Source organism: Salinispora oceanensis, assembly GCF_000383575.1.
Taxonomy (GTDB): Bacteria; Actinomycetota; Actinomycetes; order Mycobacteriales; family Micromonosporaceae; genus Micromonospora; species Micromonospora oceanensis.
On the sequence record NZ_KB911579.1, the window covers coordinates 2,870,830 to 2,886,837 of the forward strand.

The 16,008-nt window shown below is 71.7% G+C and carries 14 protein-coding genes; 9 read left to right on the forward strand and 5 right to left on the reverse strand.

Annotated elements, in window-relative coordinates; all coding sequences use genetic code 11:
* Positions 1-142 precede the first annotated feature (142 nt).
* The 8 genes from SALPAC4_RS0113490 to SALPAC4_RS0113525 are packed head-to-tail and all read left to right on the forward strand — an operon-like array spanning position 143 to position 8,114.
* Positions 143-466 (forward strand): NADH-quinone oxidoreductase subunit A, encoded by a 324-nt coding sequence (locus tag SALPAC4_RS0113490; protein ID WP_019870776.1) that lies wholly within the window; start codon positions 143-145, stop codon positions 464-466.
* Entirely contained in the window at positions 457-1,563 is a 1,107-nt protein-coding gene (locus SALPAC4_RS0113495) for a hypothetical protein (protein WP_027644495.1), read from the forward strand. The genes SALPAC4_RS0113490 and SALPAC4_RS0113495 overlap by 10 nt, the downstream gene beginning before the upstream one ends.
* Entirely contained in the window at positions 1,556-2,485 is a 930-nt protein-coding gene (locus SALPAC4_RS0113500) for a complex I subunit 1 family protein (protein WP_019870778.1), read from the forward strand. The genes SALPAC4_RS0113495 and SALPAC4_RS0113500 overlap by 8 nt, the downstream gene beginning before the upstream one ends.
* Positions 2,486-2,488: 3 nt before the next feature.
* The gene (locus SALPAC4_RS0113505; protein ID WP_018729473.1) at positions 2,489-3,052 is read left to right on the forward strand and encodes a hypothetical protein; all 564 of its coding nucleotides are present in this window, start codon (positions 2,489-2,491) and stop codon (positions 3,050-3,052) included.
* The gene (locus SALPAC4_RS0113510) at positions 3,049-3,351 is read left to right on the forward strand and encodes an NADH-quinone oxidoreductase subunit NuoK (protein ID WP_018729474.1); all 303 of its coding nucleotides are present in this window, start codon (positions 3,049-3,051) and stop codon (positions 3,349-3,351) included. The genes SALPAC4_RS0113505 and SALPAC4_RS0113510 overlap by 4 nt, the downstream gene beginning before the upstream one ends.
* The gene (locus SALPAC4_RS0113515; RefSeq protein WP_019870779.1) at positions 3,348-5,213 is read left to right on the forward strand and encodes a proton-conducting transporter transmembrane domain-containing protein; all 1,866 of its coding nucleotides are present in this window, start codon (positions 3,348-3,350) and stop codon (positions 5,211-5,213) included. The genes SALPAC4_RS0113510 and SALPAC4_RS0113515 overlap by 4 nt, the downstream gene beginning before the upstream one ends.
* 4 nt (positions 5,214-5,217) lie before the next feature.
* Positions 5,218-6,708 carry a complex I subunit 4 family protein gene (locus tag SALPAC4_RS0113520; RefSeq protein WP_019870780.1) on the forward strand — a complete coding sequence of 497 codons (1,491 nt, stop codon included), beginning with the start codon at positions 5,218-5,220 and terminating at the stop codon, positions 6,706-6,708.
* A gap of 5 nt (positions 6,709-6,713) precedes the next feature.
* Entirely contained in the window at positions 6,714-8,114 is a 1,401-nt protein-coding gene (locus tag SALPAC4_RS0113525) for an NADH-quinone oxidoreductase subunit N (protein WP_027644496.1), read from the forward strand.
* Positions 8,115-8,233: 119 nt separating this feature from the next.
* Here SALPAC4_RS0113525 and SALPAC4_RS0113530 read toward each other — a convergent pair whose 3' ends face one another.
* The 5 genes from SALPAC4_RS0113530 to SALPAC4_RS0113550 form a co-directional block, all read right to left on the reverse strand.
* The gene (locus SALPAC4_RS0113530; protein ID WP_019870782.1) at positions 8,234-8,998 is read right to left on the reverse strand and encodes an enoyl-CoA hydratase-related protein; all 765 of its coding nucleotides are present in this window, start codon (positions 8,996-8,998) and stop codon (positions 8,234-8,236) included.
* A 17-nt stretch (positions 8,999-9,015) separates the two neighbouring features.
* Positions 9,016-10,407 carry a ferredoxin reductase domain-containing protein gene (locus SALPAC4_RS0113535; protein ID WP_019870783.1) on the reverse strand — a complete coding sequence of 464 codons (1,392 nt, stop codon included), beginning with the start codon at positions 10,405-10,407 and terminating at the stop codon, positions 9,016-9,018.
* Positions 10,404-12,050, reverse strand: a complete 1,647-nt coding sequence (locus SALPAC4_RS0113540) for an amino acid adenylation domain-containing protein (RefSeq protein WP_027644497.1) — start codon at positions 12,048-12,050, stop codon at positions 10,404-10,406. Before SALPAC4_RS0113540 ends, SALPAC4_RS0113535 begins: the two co-directional genes overlap by 4 nt.
* A 248-nt stretch (positions 12,051-12,298) precedes the next feature.
* Entirely contained in the window at positions 12,299-12,955 is a 657-nt protein-coding gene (locus SALPAC4_RS0113545) for a 4'-phosphopantetheinyl transferase family protein (protein ID WP_019870785.1), read from the reverse strand.
* Positions 12,956-13,367: 412 nt separating this feature from the next.
* On the reverse strand, positions 13,368-15,059 hold the full coding sequence (locus tag SALPAC4_RS0113550) for a dolichyl-phosphate-mannose--protein mannosyltransferase (RefSeq protein ID WP_019870786.1): 1,692 nt from the start codon (positions 15,057-15,059) through the stop codon (positions 13,368-13,370).
* A gap of 85 nt (positions 15,060-15,144) precedes the next feature.
* On the opposite strand from SALPAC4_RS0113550, the gene rsmI reads away from it, so the two are divergent.
* A complete protein-coding gene (gene rsmI / locus SALPAC4_RS0113555) occupies positions 15,145-15,993 on the forward strand; it encodes a 16S rRNA (cytidine(1402)-2'-O)-methyltransferase (RefSeq protein ID WP_019870787.1) in 849 nt (282 codons plus the stop codon).
* The last annotated feature ends 15 nt before the right edge of the window (positions 15,994-16,008 follow it).

Sequence of the window (16,008 nt, forward strand, 5' to 3'; positions counted from 1 at the left end):
CGGGGTGGGGCCGGAACGGGTCTCAAAAGGGTGAGGAGACCCGCCCTCCGGGTGGAAAATCCATTTTGTTCCTAATGTGATATCGCGCCCTCGCGGGTGGGGCAGGGCGGGGTGAAGCGTGATGTACGCAGGGGCGGCGAGTATGGCGCTGGTCGCCGTAGTGGTCGTGGCGGGCTGCTACCTGGCGCACCGTGCGCTGGCGATTGCTCGTCGGCCGCTGCTGGTTTCGCCGTTCCAGTCCGGCTGGCCCCCCGCGGAGCACGCCCTGTCTCGGTACCACGTCCGTTGGTACCTGGTGACGGTGCTCTTCCTGGCGTTCGACGTGGAGATGCTCTTCATGTACCCGTGGGCGGTCGTCGTCGCCGACCTGGGGGCCACCGCCGTGGTGGAGATGTTCGTCTTCCTGGCGGGCGTGCTCGTCGCGGTCGTGTGGGCCTGGCGGGAAGGCGCGCTGCGATGGGTGTGAGCGGTGCGCTGGCGCGGCTCGCCCTCCGGCACGCCCATTTGCTGGTCATTGAGGTGCCCGGGAACTGGCTGACCCGGGTCGCCGTCGAGCGGCTCGCGGGAGCCCGGGGGTGGCGGCTGGCGGTGTCACCGGCGGACGCCGACATCCTGGCGGTGTGTGGATCGCCCGGACCCGAGCTGTCGCTGGTGGTGGCGAGCCTGTGGGAGCAGCTGCCCGGGCCGCGGGCCCGGATCGATGTCGCCGCGCCGGAGCTGGTGGCGGCCGCCCTGGACCAGGCGGAGGCCGTGCTGCGGGATACGCCCCGCCAGCGGCGGGACAGTGCCGCCCGGGACGGACGCGGACCCGACGACGCCTCGGACGACGACATCGCCTTGGCGCACGGCAGCGAGGATCGCGATGGGCTGGAGATGGACGTGCTACACGTGCGACTCGGCCCGGTGCTGCCGGACTGGCCAGCCGGCCTGGTCCTCCGTGCTCACCTGCACGGCGACCTTGTTGCCAAGGCGCACGCGGGTGTCGTTGACGCTGGGCACGGGCCTGCCGGCGGTGCGCATGTCGTCGGTGGTGGCCCATCCGGCGAGGTCGGGCCGGCAGATGCTGCGGAGCTCGCCGCCCAACGCTGCGACAACGCGGCGCGGCTACTGGCGCTGGCGGGCTGGCGGGACGCGGCCCAGCGGGCCCGCGTGGTCCGCGATCGGCTCCTGGCCGGCGAACGGTCGGCGGCGACCACGGAGCTGGCGCGGCTGCGGCGCCGGGTCCGCCGCTCGCGGCTGCTGCGCTGGTCGCTGCGGCGGGTCGGGCCACTGCCGCCCGACGAACTGGCCCGGTTGGGGCTCGCCCCGGAGCTCACCGGTGACGTGTGGGACCGGCTCAACGGCATGCTCAGCCGGGCAGCCCTCACGGTCGGTGGTCCCGCCGGCGTGGCGGTCGGTCCCGTCGGCGTCGAGGCTGGTGCTCCCGCCGGCGTCCCGGTCGGTGTGCCGGCCACCCCGCCCGCGGCGGTCGCCAGCGTGGTGTCCGGGTGGGACCTGGCCACCGCCCGGCTCATCGTCGCCAGTCTCGACATTGCCGCGTTGGGTGTGGTCACCGATGGCTGAAGTGCCGGCAGCCGTCTCCGGTGGCTGGGCGCCGGTCGCGGCGGGGCTGCTGGGGACGCTCGCGGTCGCCGCGGCGCTGTTCGATGGCGCCCTGGCCGAACGGGCCGCCGGTGCCCGGCTCGGGACGGGGCGGCCAGTGGGTGAGGTGGCGCGGTTGCTGCGGCAGCGCCGGCGAACCACCGTCGCCGCGGACCGTCTGCTCTGGCGAATCGGCGGGGCCGGGCTGCTCGGGATGGCGCTGATGATCGTCACGGTGGTGCCGCTCGGGCGGTGGACCCTGTTCGACCTGGCCGTCGGGGTGGTGTGGGTTAACGCGCTCGATGTCCTGGCGTGGGCCTTCGTGTGGCTGACCGGGTGGGGCGCCAACTCCGCGTACACGATGGTCGGCGGTTACCGGTTCCTCGCACACGGATTGGCGTACGAGTTGCCGCTGATGTTCGCGCTGGTGGCGCCGGCGGTTGCGGCGTCCAGTCTGCGGGTGGGGGAGGTCGCCGCCGCGCAGCAGGGGTTGTGGTTTGTGGTGTGGATGCCGGTGGCCTTCGTCGTCTACTGCCTCGGCGTGGTGGCGATCGCGGTGTGGGGGCCCTTCTCGCCGGCGCTCGGTCGCGACCTGGCGGGTGGGGTGACGGCGGAGCTCTCCGGTGTGGACCGGCTGTTGTTTCTGGCCGGCCGGTACGCGCTGCTGGCGGCGGGAGCCGCCTTCGCCGTACCGATGTTCCTCGGTGGTGGGGCCGGGCCGCTGCTGCCGGCCTGGGCCTGGGTGCTGGTGAAGGCCACCGTGCTGCTGGCGGTGTTGGTGTGGCTGCGCCGTCGGGTGCCCGCGCTGCGTCCGGACGTGTTCATGGAGGTGGGCTGGCTGGTGCTGTTGCCGGCGGTGCTGCTGCAGGATCTCCTCGTCGCCGTCATCGTGATCGGAGGCTGAGGCATGCTCACCCACCTTGTCTTCTGGGGCCTCGCGGTCGTCGCGGTGCTCGCCGGGGTCGCCGTCTTCGTCGTCAACTCGATGGCTCGGGCCAGCTACTCCCTGGCGCTCTCCTTCATCGCGGTCGGCCTTCAGGTGCTCCTGCTGCAGCAGCTCTACGTTGGCGTACTGGTCATTCTGATGATGGTGATGGAGATGGCGATCATGGCCGTCTACATGAACATGTTCATGGGCATGAATCCAGCGATGATGTCGATGAACATGGTCCACGGTGCTCGGCACGCCCTACCGGTGTCGGTCGGGGTCTTTCTGCTCCTGGCCGCCGGGGCACTGTTCGCGCCCTGGCCGAGCCGTCGCGGCAGCCCGCCGGAGGACGTCACCGTCGCCCTCGGCACCGAGCTGATGGGGCCGAAGATGTTGACCATGGGAGTGGTGGGTGTGGTGATGGCGGCCACCATCGTCAGTGGGGTCGTCCTGGCCGCGCACCGCACCCGCTACGACCGGTTCGGGGACGACCTTCGTCGCCGTCGGGTGGCCGATCCGCAGCCGGGGGGAGTGGGGCGGTGACGGTCCGGACTGTGCTGCTGGTGGCCGCGGCCCTGATCGCCGTCGGTTTGTACGGCGCCCTGTCCCAACAGGTCGTGGTGATGGTGATGATGGGCCTGGAGCTGATGCTCAACGGCCTGATCCTGGCCGTGGCCGGGCTGTGGTGGTTCTGCGCCCCCGACCCGTCCGGGCAGGTGCTGCTTCTGGTGGTCCTCACGGCGATGACGGTGGAGATGGCGATGGGCTTCGCCGTCGCCACTTCGCTGCACCGCCTACGGCGGTCGGATCTGACCGACACGGCCGCGGACCTGTCCGGATGACCACGCCCGGGACGGCAGCGTTGTGGGCGGTGGTCGGCCTGCCCGCCACCGCCGGTGCCGTGCTGGTCGTCGCCCGGCCCGGAGACCGCGTCGCGGTGCGGGTCGCGGTGCCGGTCGCGGCCACGGCCGTGCTGCTGTCAGCACTGGTCGCCGTCACCCGGCCGACGGTGGCGGTGCCGTTCCTGGCCGGCGTGGATTTCGTCCTGACGGTGGATGGGCTGGCCGCGCTGGTCCTGCCGACGGTGCTGGTGGTGACGCTACTGGTGCTGGTGGCCGCCGTCGGCGAGGCACTCACCCCGGCGGCGCGGTTCCACGGCCTGATGCTGCTGTTCGCCGCCGCGGCCGCGCTGACCGTCACGGCAGGCACCCTGCCGACGTTGCTCTTCGCCTGGGAGCTGATGGGCGCCGCGTCCTACGCGTTGATCGGGTTCTGGTGGTGGGACGAGGCCCGGGTCGCCGCCGGCCGCACGGCATTCCTCACCACCCGTACTGCGGATCTTGGCCTCTACCTGGCGGCCGGGGCGGCGCTGGCCGGCGGCGCGGGCCTGGCCCTGGCCGACCTCGCCGCCAGCAGCCCGGGGTGGCGACACGTCCTGGCGGCCGGGGTCCTCGTCGCGGCGCTCGGCAAGGCCGCGCAGCTGCCGTTCTCCTTCTGGCTGTCCCGGGCCATGGCCGGGCCGAGCCCGGTCAGTGCGCTGCTGCACTCCGCGGCGATGGTGGCACTGGGCGGCTACCTGCTCCTGCGGATGCAGCCGCTGCTGGCCGCCACCGGCTGGGCCCCGTGGGCGGCCATGTGGGTCGGTGCGGGGACCGCGCTGCTGCTCGGCGCGGTCGCGCTTACCCAGCCCGACCTCAAGCAACTCCTCGCCGCTTCCACCTGTGCGCAGCTCGGGTTCGTGGTGTTGGCCGCCGGGGCCGGCGCGGTAGCGGGCGGGGCCGCGCATCTGGTGGCCCACGCCGCGGTCAAGGCGCTGTTGTTCCTCGCCGCCGGGGCGTGGCTTGCCGCGCTGGGCACCAAACAGCTCGCCGGTCTGGCGGGGGTGGCCCGGCGCTGGTCGCTTGCCGGCTGGTCGGCCACGGTCGCGCTGCTCGCGTTGGCCGGGATCGCGCCGCTGTCGCTCTGGGCGACCAAGGACGCCATCCTCGCTGCCGTCCGCGAGGAGTCGCCGGCGCTGTACGCGGTCGGCCTCGCGGCCGCAGCGCTCTCCGCCGCCTACGCGGGGAAGGTTCTCGTCGTGCTCTGGCGGCGGGTCCCCGCTGATCAGCAGGGCGCGGTGGACGCGTACCGGGACCAGGAGGGGACCGGCACCGGGCGGATTCCCCGGGCCGGGTGGTTGCCGCTGCTGGTGTTGGCGGTCGCCGCCGCGGGCGCCGGGTTGCTGGCGCTGCCCCCGACCGGCGCTGTGGTCGCCCACGCCGTCGGTCAGCCCGGCGGCTATCAACCGGTTCCGGTGGTGGAACTGGCCGCGTCGGCGTTGATCGCCCTGGCGGCCCTCGTCGTCGTGGCGCGGTGGCGGGCGCCGGCACCGCGCTGGGCACGGCGGTGGCTGGGCCTTCGACACGCGGCTTCGGTGCTGGTGACGCGTCCGACCCTGGCGCTCGGTGCGGCGGCGGCTCGGTTCGACGACCGGGTGCTGGACCGGGGCGTCGCGCAGGCGGCGCGGGCCACGGTCGTCCTCGCCCGGCGGGCCGCTCGGATCGACGAGCGCCGGGTCGACCGGACGGTGGAGGTTGTCGCGGCCGGGCTGCGGCGGCTGGGGCACCTCGCGCGCCGGCCGCAGACCGGGCAACTGCACCAGTACTACCTCCAGGCCGTGGTGGTGCTCGTCGTCGGTGCCGTCGTCCTCGTGGTGCTGGGGTAGCCGGATGCTGACCGCGATCGTCTTCCTGCCCCTGCTCGTCGCGGTGCTGCTGGCCGTCGTCCCCCGGTGCGGCGACGCCGCCGCGCGCTGGGTCTGGGTGGGTACGGCGACGGTCGAGCTGGCGCTGGTCGGCGTCGTCTGGGCGGGGTACGAGACGCCGCCGCCGGGACAGCTGGCCTTCGCCGTACGGGCGACCTGGATCCCGGGGGTGGGCAGCAGCTACCACCTTGGCGTGGACGGGCTCTCCCTGCCCCTGATGGCGATGACGGCGGTGGTCTTCCTCGCCTGCGCGGTGTACGCCCTGCGGGAGCGGCACCGCCCCCGCGTACAGGCGTCGCTCTTCCTGTTTCTCCAGAGTGTGTGCCTCGGGGTCTTCGCCGCGGCCGACCTGATTCTCTTCTTCGTCTTCTTCGACCTGTCCATCGTCGGGATGTACGCGGTGATCGCCGGCTGGGGACACGGCGACCGGGCCCGGTCGGCGCTGAAGTTCTTCCTCTACACCTTCCTCGGCTCGCTGGCGCTGCTCACCGGGTTCATCGGCCTGTACGCGGCCGCCGACCCGCACACCTTCGACATGCCGACCCTCACCGCGGAGAACCCGCTCGCGGGGCGCCCTCTGGCCGGCGGCGTGGTGCTCGCCGCGATCCTGATCGGCCTGGCGGTGAAGACCCCCACCGTGCCGTTTCACACCTGGTTGCCGCCGGCGCACACCGACGCTCCCGCGGTCGGCTCCGCCGTTCTGGCCGGGGTGCTGTTGAAGCTGGGTACCTACGGCTTCGTGCGGATCGCCGCACCGATGCTGCCCCAGGCGTGGCGGGGTTGGGCGTGGGCTATCGTCGCCGTCGGGGTGGTGTCGGTCCTCTACGGCGCGCTGGTCGCCCTGGCCCAGACCAACCTCAAGCGGATGATCGCGTATACCTCGATCAATCACATGGGCTACGTCGTGCTCGCCGTTGGCGTCGCCGGTCTGGTCGGCGTGGACACCGCGGAGCCGCGGGCGGTGGCGGTTACCGGTGCGGTCACCCAGATGGTCAGCCACGGTCTGATCACCGCTGCCCTGTTCCTGCTCGCCGGGGTCCTGTACGAGCGGGCCGGCAGTTACGACCTGCACGCGTACGGCGGTCTCGCCGCCCCCGCCCCGATGTTCGCCGCGCTCTTCGCCGTCGGCGCCTTCGCCTCCCTCGGCCTGCCGGCCTTCTCCGGCTTCATCGCCGAGTTTCAGGTCTTCGCCGGCAGCATCGCCACCGCCCCCGTGACGGCGGTGGCGCTGCTCGGCATCCTCGTCACGGCCGCGTTGTTCCTCCGCGCCGGGCAGGCGTTGCTGACCGGCCCCACCGCCGGCTGCGCGACGGGCTTCGGCGACCTGCGCCCCACCGAGCTGTGGTCGGTGGGGCCGCTTTTGGGGTTGTCCCTGCTCATCGGGGTGCTGCCGCGCCCGCTGCTCGATCTCATCGAGCCCGCTGCCCGTACCGTCGTTGACCTGCTCGGCCGGTGACTCAGGTGGCGTCGGAGATGATGCGCACCGAGCTGCTGCTGCCGGAGCTGCTGCTCGCCGGCGGTGCGCTCGTCGTCCTGCTCGGCGGCTCATTCGTGCCCCGCCACCGGCAGTGGATCCTGCGGGGGGTCGCCGCCGCCGTCTGCGGCACGGTCATCATCACCGCCGCGGTCGCGCTCTCCGCTCCGGCCAACACCGCCTTCGACGGCACCTACGCGATCGACACCGGCACCGGCGTCGCCCGGATCCTCGCCGCCGCCGGCTGCCTCCTCGTCCTCGCTCTCGCCGGGGACGAGCTCGCCGGGGCCGCCCGGGAGAGCGACGCCTACGCGCTGCTGCTCTTCGCCACCGCCGGGGCGGTGCTGCTCGCCGGCGCCACCGACCTGCTCGCCCTGGTGGTCGGCTTTCTGCTGGCCAGCATCCCGCTGTACGCGCTGATCGGCCTGGCCGGCACGGCCGCCGGTGCCGAAGCGGTGCTGAAGACCTACCTCCTCGGCGCCCTCTTCGGCATCCTGCTCCTGCTCGGTGTCACGCTGCTCGCCGGGATCACCGGCACCACGGCCTACGGCGAACTCGTCGCTCGGCTGCCGGACGCGCCGCGGCCGGTGGTCACCGTCGCCGCCGTCGCGGTGATCGGCGGGTTGATGTTCAAAGCCGGTGGATTCCCCGCGCACTTCTGGGTTCCCGACGCGGCCCAGGGCGGTACGGCCATGGCGGCGACGTTCCTCACCACCGTGCCCAAGATCGGTGCGTTGCTCGCGGTCCACCGGCTCGCCGGGGTCCTCCCCGGCTCCTCGAACTGGCCGGCGGTGGTGGCCGCGCTGGCCGTGGCGTCCATGCTGCTGGGTAACCTCGCCGCCTTCTGGCAGACCGACGTGCGGCGGCTGCTCGGCTGGTCCACGGTGAGTCAGGTTGGTTACCTGCTGGTGCCGGTGGTCGCCACCGGACGCAGCGACCTCGCCCAGCCGTCGTTGTTGGTCTACCTCGCCGGCTACACCGTGACCAACGTCGCCGCCTTCGCGGTCACCGCCGCGCTACCGCGGCACCGTGACCGTACGTCCTGGCGCGGGGTAGCGGCGACCACACCGTGGCTGGCCGCCGCCCTGGTGGTGGCGCTACTCGGGTTGGTCGGCACCCCGCCGACAGCGGTCTTCGTCGGGAAACTGACCGCCGCGAGCGCCGCCTGGGACGGCGGGTACGCGTGGCTGGCGGTCGTCGTGTTCGGCAACTCCGCACTCAGCCTCTTCTACTACCTGCGGTGGTTGGTTCCGCTCTATCAACCCTGGGCGGTCGCCCCGCCCGACCGCCCAGGGCGATGGAGTGCGACGGTGGCCGTCGTGGCAGCCGCGCTCAGCCTCGTCGTTGGGGTCGCCGCCGGCCTGGTGTGGCGGGCCGCCGGCGGTTAGTTGGCTGATGAGGTCGCGGCGCGGTGCGAGTGGGCCGGAGCACGAGGTCGGCGGCGGGGCTCGCCGGGCACCTGTCGCCGGAGCTCACCGGGCACCTGTCGCCGGCGCTCACCGGGCACCTACCGACCGGTGAACTGTGGCGCCCGCTTGTCTAGGAAGGCCTGCATCCCCTCCCGCTGGTCGGCGGTGCCGAACAGGGAGTGGAAGCTGCGTCGCTCAAAGCGGACCCCCTCCCGCAGGCCGGTCTCCAGCGCGTGGTCAACCGCCTCGCAGGCGGCCGTGGTGGCCGCTTTGCCGAATCCGGCCACCGTCCGGGCGACGCCCTCCGCCTCCGTTAGCAGCTGGTCGGCCGGAACGACCCGGGAGACCAGGCCGCTGCGCTCGGCCTCCTCGGCGGTCATGAGCCGGCCGGTCAGAACCAGGTCCATAGCCTTGGCCTTGCCCACGAGCCGGGTCAACCGCTGCGTGCCACCGATGCCGGGGATCACGCCGAGTTTGATCTCCGGCTGCCCGAAGCGAGCCGTGTCGGCGGCGACGATGATGTCGCACATCATCGCCAGTTCACAGCCGCCGCCGAGGGCATAACCGGCGACCGCCGCCACGGTGGGCGTGCGAAGCGCGGTGAACGCCTCCCAGCCGGCGAAGAAGTCCTCGACCACCATCTCCGCGGCTGACTTCGCCGCCATCTCCCGGATGTCCGCACCCGCCGCGAAGAACTGGTCGGTGCCGGTGAGGACGAAACAACCGACGCCCGGGTCGGCATCCAGCGGCTGCAGCGTGGCCAGCAGCTCGGTCAGCAGTTCGGTGTTGAGCGCGTTGCGGGCGGCGGGCCGGTTCAGCCGTACGGTGACGACCCGGTCGGTTCGCTCCACGATGAGGTGCACAGTCTTCTCCTTGTCGCTCAGGAGTCCCAGATGGCGCCGTAGGCGGGGATGCCTCGTTGCTCCAGCCCGTGGACGACCTGCCAGGTCAGCTTCTTGTTGGAGATGCAGATGACGGCTTCGGCGCCGTGTTCGCGGTAGGCGCGGTAGGCCAGGGCCACCATGTCGGGCTTACCGTCGGTGGCGGTGTCCCAGATCGTGGCGCCCGGCCGGGCGGTGCGAATCTCGTCGATCAACGCGTCGCCGTAGGTGGTCCGGGGGCTACGGACCGCCCAGACCAGGTGCGACGGGACCGCATCTGCCAGCAGGTGGGGCAGCACCGGCCCGATTCCGCTGCCGGTGGCGACGTAGACCACCTTGGTGAAGAGCGTCTCGATGTTGGCCACCCCGGCGGTGGTGATGCCCTTGACCCACAGGTGGGACGGGGGGTCGTCCACGAGGGCGCCGGTCCAGTCGCCCGCGCGGGAGATGGTGATGCGGAAGCGCCGTTGCCCTGGCACGGGGACGTTGGCGAATGAGTGCCACTCCAGCAGCGGGCTACGGCTGACCGCGGTGGAGGAGCCGGGGAAGGGAACCCGGCGCCGCTCGAGCTGGACCAGCGCGACGTGGGTGGAGGGTCGTTCGACGTCCACGGGCACCCGGCGCAGGCGGAGCCACGGCAGAGCGACGCTGAACGTCATCAGGGCGAGTGCCCAACTGCTCGCCTCGGTCAGCAGCGCGGTGGCGAGCGGTCGGGAACCGGGCTCTGCGGCGATCAGCAGGACCGTCAGCGCCCAGAACAGCGTCAGGGCCAGCCACCCGCCGAAGCGGTGGACTCGCTCGAACAGGTCGTGGTGCCGGGCGCGTACCGGGGGCAGGGCGGTGCCGCAGACGGTGAGGAGCAGCGCGACCAACAGGTAGGTCACGACCAGGGTCGCGGGCAGGCCCGAGCCGGACCGGAGGGCCTCGACGGTGGCGGTCGCGGCGAAGGCGAGGAACCACAGGGTCCCGGCGAGCGCGCCGCCGACGTGTAGCCCACCGAAGTGGTAGACCTTGCCGAGGGTCCGGCGGATGCGCAGGGGCCAACTTGTTCGGGCCCGGGTGGCCAGCCAGAAGAACAGATTGATGACGTACTGCTGTCGGACGACGACGGCGAGGGTGAAGTTCGCCAGGGTTAGGTCGGCGAGCTGGGAGGTCGGCAGCTCGGCAGTGGACCATCCACCGGGGCCGAGCCCGTACCCGGCCAGGCCGAGGTTCACGACCAACACCACCGCGGCCAGCCGGTGATAGTGCGTCAGGGCCGGGTGCGCGAAGATTCGCCGCGGTAGCGGAAGCCGTGGTGGCAGCGTGACGCTACGGGCGGAGCGTGCGGAGTCCGGAGCCGCGCTGGCCGGTGGGGCGGGCCGTGTTCTGGTCAGCGGGGTGGTGGTCATCGCGTCGCCTCTCGCTCGTGGTCGGTTACGAGCCGGCGGAGGGCGGTCTTGTCGATCTTTCCTCGGCTGGTTGTCGGAAGCTCCGGCAGGGTGTGCACGGTCTCTGGCACGCAGTAGTACGGCAGTGCCTCGGAGACGGCCATCCGGGCGAGCCCCGAATCCACCTGGGTGGGTGCCACGAATGAGACGAGAGTGCGGTCATCCAGTTTGATGGTCGCCGCTCGGGTGCAGCCCGGTACCGCCTCCAGAATCGCCGACACCGAGTCCAGCTCCACCCGAAAACCACGGACCTTTACCTGGTCGTCAGTCCGTCCGAAGTGTTCCAACTCGCCGTCGGGGGTCCAGCGCCCCAGATCCCGGGTGCGGAACATTCGGCGTCCGCCGCCGAGGAACGGGTCGAGGGCGTACCGTTCGGCGGTGAGCTGAGGATTTCCGAGGTACCCCGCCGAGACACAGTCACCTCCGGCCCACATCTCACCGACCGCGCCGATCGGGCAGGGCCGAAGGTCGGCGTCGAGCACGTACACGGTGTTGTTGGGGGTCGGCCGGCCAATGGTGAGTCGTTCGGTGGTCGGGTGGTGCCGGCTCATCGTGTTGACGATCGTGGTTTCGGTGGGGCCGCAAGAGTTGTAGAAGGAACAGACCGCGGACCAGGTGTCCGCGAGCGACCGGGGGCAGGGCTCACCGGCGACCGCCACGACCCGGACCCGGCGACACTGGTCTGGGGCGATGCGGCTGAGCACCGTGGGGGTCGCGATGATGACGTCCACCCGGGACATCGTCTCGGCGATGTCTGGGCCGCGGATGACGAGCGTGGCACCGTGGCTGAGCGCCCCCAGGATCTCCCAGGCGGCCATGTCGAAGGCGATGTTGAGAATCTGGCCGACCCGCCATCCCGGCTGGATACCGAGGTCGCCGGGGGAGGTCAGCAGGATGTTGCAGATGTTGCGGTGGGTCACGACCACGCCGTTGGGGCGTCCGGTGCTGCCAGAGGTGAACAGCACGTAGCAGGGGTCGTCGGGCTGAGGCGGCGTCGTCGGGGTGAAGCGACGGACAGGGCGTTCGGCGGGCTCCGCAGCCCAGCTGTCCAGGGCGATCACGACGTGGCCGTCGGGAGCCGGAATGCGCTCGGCGGTGGCGGCGAGCGTCAGGATCACCCGGGTCTCGGCGGTCTGGATGACATGCTGCAACTGGGCCGCGGGCACGGAGTCGACGTGTTGTGGCACGTAGGCTGCGCCGGACTTCAAGGCCGCGATCAGGCCGACGACCATGGGGATCGACCTCCGGACGAAGAGCGCGACCCGGTCGCCGGGACGGACGCCGGAGGCGGCGAGCCGGGCTGCCAACTGGTCGGCTCGCCGGTCCAACTCGCGGTAGGTGATGGTCTCGTCGCCGTGTTCGACGGCGACGGCATCCGGGGTGACGGTGGCCCAGTACTCGAAGGCGTGGTGGATGTGGGAGTACGCGACGGATTCGGTGGGCCCGTGACCGAAGCGTACGAATAGCTCGCGGTCGCGGGGTGGCAAGGTTGCCAGTGGCTCTGGCAATTGACGGGGGAGCGACGGGGCGGGCACGTTCGGGCGGCTGGTGGTTCGGGTTGAATTAGTTGTCTTTCCGGTTTGGGTAGTTGAGGTGCGCTGCATGGGTCCTACTTCCTGGCTTGGGTTCCAGACCGATGGCGACAGCGCAGGTCGCCGTCTCCAGAGAAGCGGACCGATCGTGAATGGACATGCTTATATCGATTTACGTAAGTAAATGGTAATAGATTTAGATGTATCAGGGTCGGCGGGTTTTGCGCAGGGATGGGGTGGCTCCGGCGCCGGGGTGCGAGCGCGGGTTGGCCTCCGACGGCAGGTGGTGCCGCGCCGACGGGCGCCAGTGAGTCCGATCGCTACGCCGGAAACAGCACCGCCGCGGTGCGGACCAGGCCGCCCGCAACGGCGAACCGGCCGGACACCGTGGCCGGTGGGGCGGGCACCGGGGCGGCGGCTACCCGCGCGGGGGCGATCCGGGCGGTGAATCGACCCGCTTCGGGATCCAACGTCACGGTCGCGTCATGGAAGTCCAGCCAGGTTCCGACGACCGGGTGCCAGACCTTGTAGACCGTCTCCTTCGCGCTGAACACCACGGTCGGCCAGGAGACGCCGCTGGGCAGCCGCGGAAACAGCGCCTCCTCCTCGGGTAGGCAGATCGCCGAGACCACCCCCGGGTCCAGCGGCCGGTGCTGCTCGGCGTCGAGGCCGACCGACCGGATCTCGTCGGCCCGGGCCGCGGCGGCGGCGCAGTAACCGCGGGTGTGGGTGATCGCCCCGACCACCCCGGCCGGCCAGACCGGCGCTCGGTTGGCGGCGGTGGGGACGGCGACCGGGGGCCGGCCGAGCGCGGAGATGGCGCGGCGTGCGCAGACGCGACCGGCGGTGAAGTCACGACGCCGGCTGGTCACCACTCGATCGCCGAGGCCCGCCTGCTCCTCCGGCAACAGCGCACCCTCCCAGTCGGGCGGCTCCGCGACCGCGACCGCGACGGTGGCGGGCAGCAGGTCACGCATCGAATGCTCCGGTGAGGTGTCGCCGACGGAAGGTCCGTGCGGCGCGGTCCAGAGCCTGCGTGCCGGTCATGGCTGCCCAAGGTAACGCACTCGCCGTGATGCTGCTGGAGTCCCTCCGTGCGGAAGCCCCGCCCCGGCGGTTGATAGTGGTTCATCCGCGTCGACCGCAACAACCGCCCGGCGTGGCGATCGTCGTAAATCTGACCCAACCTGGCCAGTTGTGCCGCCGCTGCAACCTGGTTAAGCTTTTGTTGCGCGCTCCAATCGCCCGCTTCCCCCGTGGCAGGCGATCGGAGCGCGCTTTTTCGTGGCAGGGCCCGCACGTCTCGTGCGGGCCCTGCCCGTTATCCCGGGCGCCGAGGGTCGGGCCGGTCAGACCCAAGCAGGACCGGTCAGCGCCGAGCCGGACCGGTTAGATCCACCGGCCGTCCAGCCACATTCGGTTGGACCAGCTGTCGTATGGAAGCGGCTCGCCGACGAAGATTGGATAGAAGTAGGCGAAGTTGAGCGCCACCAGTAACACGTACCCCCCGGCGATGACCGCGCCGACGAGCCGTCGATCTCCGTCGCCCGCTGGTGCGGTCTCCGACAGGCGCTCCGGAGCGGTCGCCGCGGACCTGCCGATGATCACACCCAGTACATAGGTCACGGCGAGCACCAGGAACGGTAGTGCTGGGGCGGTGTAGAAGGAGAACATGGTCCGGCCGCTGTCCGCCGCGTACCAGAACCAGGGCAACAGCCCGGACGCCACACAGAGCAGGATCGCCCCGGCCCGCCAGTCGCGTCGCGCGAGGCCCAGCCAGGCGAGCGCGGCCAGGGCGGGTAGGAACGACCACCAGAGCAGCGGTGTGCCCAGCAGCAGCACCTCGGTGGCGCAACTCGCCGCGGCGCAGGGTCCCTCGGCCGACCAGTAGAACGCGACCGGTCGCGCCAGGAGGAGCCACTGCCAGGGCCAGGACTGGTAGGTGTGGGCGTCGTCGAGCTGCGAGTGGAAGCCGTACGCGGCCTTGTGATACTCGATGAGGTTCTGTAGCGCCCCGATGACGGGGGTGTCGCTCAGCGGGGCGTTCGGCCACCGCTGTGCGTCGGGCACCCGGTAGTACCCCTCGTCGCCCAGCAGCCACCCGGACCAGGCGGCGACATAGGCGACCACCATCAGGAGTCCGGCCAGCGCCAGCCAGGGGGTCTCGTCGAGCAGGGTGCGCCGCCACGGCCGGCGTACTCCGGCGGAGCGGCGGGCGCCGACCTCCCAGAAGACCACCAGGAGCACGAACGCCGGGAGGAAGTACAGCGCACTCCACTTCACCGCGCAGGCGCAGCCGAACAGCACCCCGGCGACCAGTCGCCACCACGGCCACCTCCGCCAGCCACCGACTGGTCGGTCGGTGGTTGGTGGGTGGACCGGGTCCGACTCGGGGTCGAGGGTCTCCGCCCAGCGGCGGCGCCGGGCGTCGCGGTCGAGAACCAGTGCGCCGAACGACGCCAACACGAAGAAGAGCAGGAAGATGTCGAGCAGCGCGGTGCGGGACAACACGAGGTGGAAGCCGTCCAGGGCCAGCAGAAGCCCGGCGGCGCAGCCCAGCACCGTGGAGCCGAAGAGCCGGCGGGCGATCCGGACCAGGAGTAGCACCGAGAGGGTGCCGATCAGGGCCGCCGAGAATCGCCAGCCCACCTCGGGGGCGGTGGTGAGCAGGTGCCCGGCGGCAACGACCCCCTGTTCGGTGTCGCTGTAGCCGAAGGCCCACTCGCCGAGCCCGATGAGCCACTTGCCCAGGGGTGGATGGACCACGTACGACGGGCCGCCGTCCTGGTAGTTCCACTCGACGCCCCGGTCGATCAACCCCCAGCCGTCGCGGGCGTAGTAGACCTCGTCGAAGATCTTGCCCGGCGGGTTCCCGAGGTTGACGAAGCGCAGGACCGCCGCGATCGTGACGATCACCGCGGTGGCCAGCCAAGACCGCCGGTCGAGCCGGTTGTCAACGGTGGCCAGCCGGCGGCGGACGATGTCGGGAAGGCGGTTGCCGAGGGGCTGGCCCCGGTCCGTCTGCTCGGGCTGCTCCGGCCCGGCTTGGCCGGCGGGTTGCGCTGTTGACGCCTGGGTCACCTCGTGATCGTAAGCTGCCAAGGTGGGCCGGCGGGCCCGCCGCCCCAAGGAAGACCCATAACTGTCGATGAAGGAGCGTCCTTTCGTGGATGCGAAGTCCGATGTCGGACGCCTGGTCCTGCTCGGCGCGCCGCTCGGAAACCCGGCCGACGCCTCCGCCCGGCTCCGCGAGGTGCTCGCCACGGCTGACCTGGTGGCAGCCGAGGACACCCGGCGCCTGGCGCGGTTGGCCCGGGAGCTCGAGGTGACCCTTTCTGGGCGGATAGTCTCATATTTTGAGGGGAACGAGGAGCGCCGTACGCCAGAACTTGTCGAGGCGCTCCGCGCCGGCCTCAGCGTGGCCCTGATCACCGATGGCGGCATGCCCAGCGTCTCTGACCCGGGCTACCGGCTGGTCCGGGCGGCGGTGGACGCTGGGATACCGGTCACCGCCGCCCCCGGCCCCAGCGCGGTCACCACCGCCCTCACCCTCTCCGGGCTGGCCAGCGACCGGTTCTGCTTCGAGGGCTTCCTGCCCCGCAGCCCGGGCTCGCGCCGCGCCCGGCTGACCGCGCTCGCCACCGAGGAACGCACCCTGGTCTTCTTCGAGGCGCCGCACCGGGTCGCCGCGGCCCTCGCCGACCTGGCCGCGGCGTTCGGCGCCCACCGGCCGGCGGCGCTCTGCCGGGAGCTGACCAAGACCTACGAAGAAGTGCTCCGGCGTCCGCTCGGTGAGTTGGCGAGCTGGGCCGCCGAGGAGTCGGCGCGTGGCGAGATCACGTTGGTGGTGGCGGGGGCCTCGGGTCCGGCCCGGCAACGGCCGGACGACGAGACGTTGCGGGCGGCGGTCGCCGCCCGGGAAGCGACCGGTCGTTCCCGTCGGGACGCGGTGACCGAGGTCGCCGTCGAGTACGGGCTACGCCGGCGGGAGGTGTACGACATCGTCCACCGGTGAGGTGTGGCGAGGCGG